Raw genomic sequence first — 6,099 nt, forward strand, 5'->3', positions numbered from 1 at the left:
TGATATAGTTTTACTGCTCAAGGAGGGATTCTTCTATCTGGGTTAAAATACGAACGGGTGTCATATAGATTTGAGACTTGTAATGTTTGTAATCATCTGATGCATCAGAATCATGCAGTACATAGTTGGCCCAGTGGTATAAATATTGGCCAAAACCGGCTGCGATAGTTAGGCTGTCTGTATAATGTTCTACTTGCCTCTTGCCTTTTTGTGACAGGTACTGAAGGCCTCGCTCCATCACTCCTGTAACTTTTCTGCTTTCATAGTCGCGAATGTGCATCAGTTCATGAGCAAATAATCCAATACGTGCTTCAGAAGGTACATCCTTAAGGTGTACACCTTTAAATGATTCTTTTTTATTAACCAGGATGACATATCGCCTGTTCTTTTTTCCCAGTAGTAGTGAAAAGAAGTGAGGACGTGCTGCCATAGTGGTTTTAATATTTTTGTTTCTGACCTTAATTTTGCAATTATGCAGGTCTGCAAACTCCTGATAGGGCACCATAAAATCCTTTAGATAAGTGCTATTAAAGCTTGTATCTACTTTTAGGTTGCCAATTTTATTGTATCGTTTGATTTTTTGATTAACCGAATCTTGAGCGGTAATCACCGAAGAAATAAGTACACCTGTTACTAACCCAAACAAATCTTTCAACATCATATCCAACAAGTTTTTGATTAGTATTTATGTATTTTCTTACCGAAATGTTACGGATAAGACGTTAAAAAATGTGAACAAAAACCCTAAGTAACTTATGTATAGGGTTTTGATTGTTGTTCAGGAACGGTTATATAGCTAGTGGTTATTCCGGAATAAAAACCACTAGCTGATGTTTTAGCTCATTTGCATTGAGTGCAGTTTCTTATAAATCCCATCTTTAGCGATTAGCTCATCGTGCGTGCCTGTTTCTACAATCTCTCCCTCATTAAAAACACAAATCATATCAGCATTACGCACGGTTGATAATCGGTGCGCAATCACCAAAGAGGTACGATTCTTCATCAGGTTTTCAAGTGCATCCTGCACCAAGCGTTCTGATTCGGTATCTAAGGCTGAGGTGGCTTCATCAAGAATCAGTATAGGTGGATTTTTCAAGATGGCCCTTGCGATGCTAATGCGTTGGCGCTGACCACCCGACAGTTTGCTTCCCCGGTCGCCAATGACGGTTTGATAACCTTCTTCTGTAGCGGTGATAAAATCATGTGCGTTGGCAACTTTAGCTGCATTAATTACTTCTTCTTCGCTTGCCTGCTCCACACCAAAAGTAATGTTGTTGTATATGGTATCGTTGAAAAGGATGGCTTCCTGATTCACGTTACCCATCAATTCCCTAAGGTTATATAATTTTAAATCCTTAATGTTATGACCATCGATGTAGATGCCACCTTCCTGCACGTCGTAAAAACGAGGCAGTAAATCAACAAATGTGGTTTTACCACTACCTGATTGACCTACCAGAGCAATGGTTTTTCCTTGCGGAATACTCAGGCTTACATCTTTCAGTACTTTTACATCTTCGTAGGCAAAACTGATGTTGCGGTATTCTATCTGATTTTTAAAAGTGGTGATAGCTTTAGAGCCATCATGCTCTTTAATATCCAGGTCGGCACTTAATACCTGCTCAATACGCTCGTAGGCCGCCATTCCTTTCTGGATGCTATAGGCTGCTTGTGAGAATGCTTTTGCAGGGTTAATGATTTGGTAAAACATACCCAGGTAAGTCATGAAAGTCGCCATGTTCAAGGCATTATCGCCATTAAGAATTAGGGACCCACCATACCAGAATATCACAACAAAAACGATGGTTCCCAGGAATTCACTCGTTGGGTGTGCTAAGTGGCGACGGCGTTGCAGCTTGTTCATTGTTCGTCGGTAGCTTTCAACCTCATTAGTGAAGCGTCCTGACATTCTTTTTTCGGCATTAAAAGCCTTAATAATTCTTAAGCCCGAAAGAGATTCTTCGATGATACCAAGTATAAGCCCCAGTTTGGTTTGTCCTTCGCGCGATGTTTTCTTCAGACTTTTACCAATGCGTCCGATTACAAAGCCGGCAATAGGCAGTACCAGAAAGACAAACAGTGTTAAGTCAATGCTTATAAAAAACATGGATGCCAACACTACAATAATGATGATGGGATTTTTAAGCAACATGTCTAATGATGACATAACGGATGCTTCCACTTCTTGCACGTCGGCAGTGGAACGTGCCATCATATCGCCTTTACGTTCATTGCTGTAGAAGCCGAGCGGAAGTTCAATCATCTTATTGTAGATGGCCTTTCTGATATCGCGCGTAATGCCATTGCGGACTCCTGTAATGGTGTATGAGCCCAGATAGGTAAAGCCGGTTTTAAGCAAGGTGGTGACAATACCAAATATTCCCAGGTAAAGGAGTGTTGTACCTGGTCCGTATTGACTTTTAATCAGCGTGATGTAGTAATTGATGTTATTGAACAGGGCATCTTTGTCAAACGACCAGGCCATTAATGTACTTACCTCTTTATCTTCTTCCAGAATTACTTGTAGCATGGGTATCATTGACATCATTGAAAAAACAATGAATAATGCACTTAAAATGTTGAACAGGAAAGTTAAGGCAAGTTTAGCTTTATATGGAGGCAGATAAATGCGTAATACTCTGAAAAAGTCCTTCATTATTGTCTGTTTGTTATTAGTGTCAATATGGCAGTTTGATTGCGAAACTTTATATAGTCAATCATCTTGCCATAAAACGAAAACGGGCAGTAAAAGTAACTTTTTACTGCCCTAAACACAAATGGTAGTTATGTTTTATATTTTGAAAACACCGGTATAGGAGTGAGGCGTCAATGCTCTCATTTCTTCTTTCACTTCTTCCGATACATTAAGTCGTTCAATGAAAGCGCCCATGGTTTTGGCATTAATTTCCTCGTTGGTGCGTGTTAAATCCTTAAGAGCTTCATATGGATTCGGGTATCCTTCACGACGTAAGATGGTTTGAATACCTTCGGCAACTACGGCCCAGTTATCTTCCAAATCGCGCTTGATGGCATTTTCGTTCAGTAATAATTTACCCAAACCTTTGGCCAGTGAGCGAATTGATATAACAGAATGAGCGATAGGTACGCCAATGTTGCGTAATACAGTTGAATCGGTTAAGTCGCGCTGAAGACGGGAAACCGGCAATTTTTCAGCTAAGTGTGAGAAAATAGCATTGGCAATACCCAGGTTACCTTCGGCATTTTCAAAGTCAATAGGATTCACTTTGTGTGGCATAGCGCTGGACCCAACTTCCCCTTTTTTAATCTTCTGCTTGAAATACTCCATCATAATGTATGTCCAGAAGTCGCGGGCTAAGTCCAATAAAATGACATTGATGCGCTTAAAATTGTCGAATGACGCAGCCATATTGTCATAGTTGGAAATCTGAGTTGTTACCTGCTCGCGATCCAGCTTCAGGATGTTGTTGACAAAGTTGTTTCCAAAATCTACCCAGTCGATAGAAGGATAAGCCGCATTGTGAGCGTTGAAGTTTCCGGTTGCACCACCAAACTTAGCTGAGCAAGGAATACCTTTTAAAAGAGCCAGTTGCTTGTTCAAACGCTCAACATATACTTTCATTTCTTTTCCTAAGCGTGTAGGAGAGGCCGGCTGACCATGCGTTTTAGCCAACATCGGGATATCTTTCCAGTCATTTGCCAAATCATCTAAAGTCTGAATCAGCTCTTCCAGTAATGGATAGTAAATATCGTGCACGGCGTCACGCAGTGAATATGGTACCGCTGTATTATTAATGTCTTGTGATGTTAAGCCAAAGTGTATAAATTCTTTATACTTATCTAGTTTCAATACATCAAATTTCTCCTTGATGAAGTACTCAACAGCTTTTACATCGTGGTTAGTGACTGATTCGATTTCTTTAATACGCTCAGCATCCTCCAATTCGAAGTTTTTGTATACTTTGCGTAAATCAGCATACAGGTTTTTGTCAAAGTCGGCCAATTGAGGTAGTGGCTGCTCGCAAAGTGCAATAAAGTACTCTATTTCAACAAGCACACGGTAGCGAATTAGTGCGTATTCAGAAAAATACAAAGCCAGACCATCTACTTTGTTTCGATATCTTCCGTCAACCGGAGATATGGCAGTCAATAATTGAATATCCATCATTTTTTCTATTTGATTTTTTGGCAGTGCAAAAGTAGTAAATTTTAGCCGAAAAGCTTAGTTTTGGCTCCTCAGGATTATAAATATCGGAAAAATACAAATGAATTACAGACAAGGTTTTCAGTTGGGTTTACGAACTTACTCCCAGGCAATGTCATTTATGTTTCGAAATCGCTTAGGATGGTTTTTTATCTTCCCCGTGCTTTTTAATGTTCTGCTTTTTATTGGGGGGTTTTATTCGGTTAGTTCATTAAGTGATGGTATGATTGAGTCACTGAATGAATGGATGAATATTGAATCATGGGATTTCTGGGGAGCGAGTGCCATTGTGGCATTAATCAAGGGACTCATTTGGATTGTTTTACGCCTGCTGTTCTTTATTATCTATGCCTATATTGGTGGGTATGTTATTTTGATTTTGCTTTCACCTGTTTTTGCCTATTTATCTGAAAAGACGGAAGAGGTCATTACCGGCAATAAGCTGCCATTTGATTTTATACAATTTGCCAAAGATATTCTTAGGGGAGTGCTGCTGGCAATTCGTAATTTAACGGTTGAGCTATTATTTACTGTACTGCTCTTTATTCTTAGCTTTATTCCTTTGGTGGGCTACTTTACGCCTGTTGCTTTATTTCTGGTGTCGGCCTATTTCTATGGATTTTCCTTCCTGGACTATACATTCGAACGACGTCGTTTGCAAATAGATGTGAGTGTGCGGTTGATGCGCAAAAACAAGGGATTAGCGATAGGTAATGGCTTTGTATTCTCATTGGTTCTGTTGATTCCATACATTGGTGTGATGGTGGCAGGTTTTGTAGCAATTATATCGGTTGTTGCTGCTACCCTGGCAGCTGCAGAGGTGGTTGATAAAGAGTTGGAGCTAATCAGATAACTGATAAAAGAGGGGCCAATCACTGATATAACTCATCACGAGCCGTTCATTTTTTGTCAACAATCCTATCTAGCTTTGCATTGTGTTAATTTGAGTATTAATTTTTACTTATTCTAGAAGGATGACATCTAAAAATATTGCAATTCTCGGAGGGGGCAATTTGGGCTCTTCAATTGCAAAAGGGCTAGTGAAGAGTGGTTTAATGACACCACAGCAAATTACCATTACCAATCTTGATTTAGAACTGATTCAGCATTTACATGATGAAGATGGCTTTAATATTACGACTGATAATATTAGTGCCATAAATGGTGCACAAATTGTAATTATAGCTGTTAAACCAACTGCTGCGCGTGCTTTGCTTAATCAGGTTAAAGACGCTTTAGGTAATGGGGAACATGTAGTGATTTCGGTAATATCGGGCATTAAAATTCACGACCTCGAGGAGATTTTAGGCGATATGCCAATTATACGAGCGATGCCTAACACAGCCATTGCTATTCAGGAGTCGATGACGGCCTTGTCATTTAATGAAAAGGGATTGACCTATAAGCAGGAAGTATCTGAAATTTTCAATCAGCTTGGCTCAACGATGGTTATTCCTGAAGCACAAATGCCTGCTGCTACAGTATTGGCATCATGTGGTATTGCTTTTGCTTTGCGCTTTTTGCGGGCTGCTTCACAGGGAGGAATTGAAATTGGCTTTTCTTCTAAGCTATCCCTTGAGATTGCTGCGCAAATAATGAAAGGTGCTTCTAAACTGATTATTGAAAATAATTCGCATCCTGAACCAGAGATTGATAAAGTAACCACACCGCTTGGTGTAACCATTAAATCGCTCAATAAAATGGAGTATGAAGGGTTTAGCTCTTCGCTTATACAGGGTGTTGTAGCTGGATATAACAAAATTCTGGAAACAGAATCGTAAAATGAGGCATAGGATTTTTAGCCTGGTTGAAAGAAGATACAATAAAGAGGGTGTCCAAAATTGAGACATCCTCTTTTTTGTGTTTTAAAATAGATTTGCTTTTGCATTATTGCTATGCTGCTATGAAGTTGTGCA

Annotated in this window: 5 protein-coding genes; 2 read left to right on the top strand and 3 right to left on the bottom strand. The window is 39.6% G+C overall.

Translation table 11 applies throughout. From position 1 onward, the window contains the following. Positions 1 to 10: 10 nt before the first annotated feature. From KDU71_RS12205 to purB, 3 genes are all read right to left on the bottom strand, one after another. On the bottom strand, positions 11 to 661 hold the full coding sequence (locus tag KDU71_RS12205; RefSeq protein WP_212191327.1) for a hypothetical protein: 651 nt from the start codon (positions 659 to 661) through the stop codon (positions 11 to 13). A 174-nt stretch (positions 662 to 835) separates the two neighbouring features. After that, positions 836 to 2,656 (bottom strand): ABC transporter ATP-binding protein, encoded by a 1,821-nt coding sequence (locus tag KDU71_RS12210; protein WP_212191329.1) that lies wholly within the window; start codon positions 2,654 to 2,656, stop codon positions 836 to 838. A 135-nt stretch (positions 2,657 to 2,791) separates the two neighbouring features. Beyond that, positions 2,792 to 4,147 (bottom strand): adenylosuccinate lyase, encoded by a 1,356-nt coding sequence (gene purB / locus KDU71_RS12215; protein ID WP_212191331.1) that lies wholly within the window; start codon positions 4,145 to 4,147, stop codon positions 2,792 to 2,794. Between the two features lie 97 nt (positions 4,148 to 4,244). Here purB and KDU71_RS12220 point away from each other — a divergent pair, with 97 nt between their 5' ends. Further along, positions 4,245 to 5,036 carry an EI24 domain-containing protein gene (locus KDU71_RS12220; protein WP_212191340.1) on the top strand — a complete coding sequence of 264 codons (792 nt, stop codon included), beginning with the start codon at positions 4,245 to 4,247 and terminating at the stop codon, positions 5,034 to 5,036. A gap of 121 nt (positions 5,037 to 5,157) precedes the next feature. Further along, positions 5,158 to 5,964: a pyrroline-5-carboxylate reductase gene (proC, locus tag KDU71_RS12225; protein WP_212191352.1), complete on the top strand. Its 807-nt coding sequence runs from the start codon at positions 5,158 to 5,160 to the stop codon at positions 5,962 to 5,964. Positions 5,965 to 6,099: the final 135 nt, after the last annotated feature.

The organism is Carboxylicivirga sediminis (assembly GCF_018156225.1).
Classification (GTDB): Bacteria; Bacteroidota; Bacteroidia; order Bacteroidales; family Marinilabiliaceae; genus Carboxylicivirga; species Carboxylicivirga sediminis.

What these genes read in the sequence shown, in the direction of transcription:
- KDU71_RS12210 (WP_212191329.1), bottom strand. Translation starts at nt 2,656, where the DNA reads ATGAAGGACTTTTTCAGAGTATTACGCATTTATCTGCCTCCATATAAA.
- proC (WP_212191352.1), top strand. Translation starts at nt 5,158, where the DNA reads ATGACATCTAAAAATATTGCAATTCTCGGAGGGGGCAATTTGGGCTCT.
- KDU71_RS12220 (WP_212191340.1), top strand. Translation starts at nt 4,245, where the DNA reads ATGAATTACAGACAAGGTTTTCAGTTGGGTTTACGAACTTACTCCCAG.
- KDU71_RS12205 (WP_212191327.1), bottom strand. Translation starts at nt 661, where the DNA reads ATGATGTTGAAAGATTTGTTTGGGTTAGTAACAGGTGTACTTATTTCT.
- purB (WP_212191331.1), bottom strand. Translation starts at nt 4,147, where the DNA reads ATGATGGATATTCAATTATTGACTGCCATATCTCCGGTTGACGGAAGA.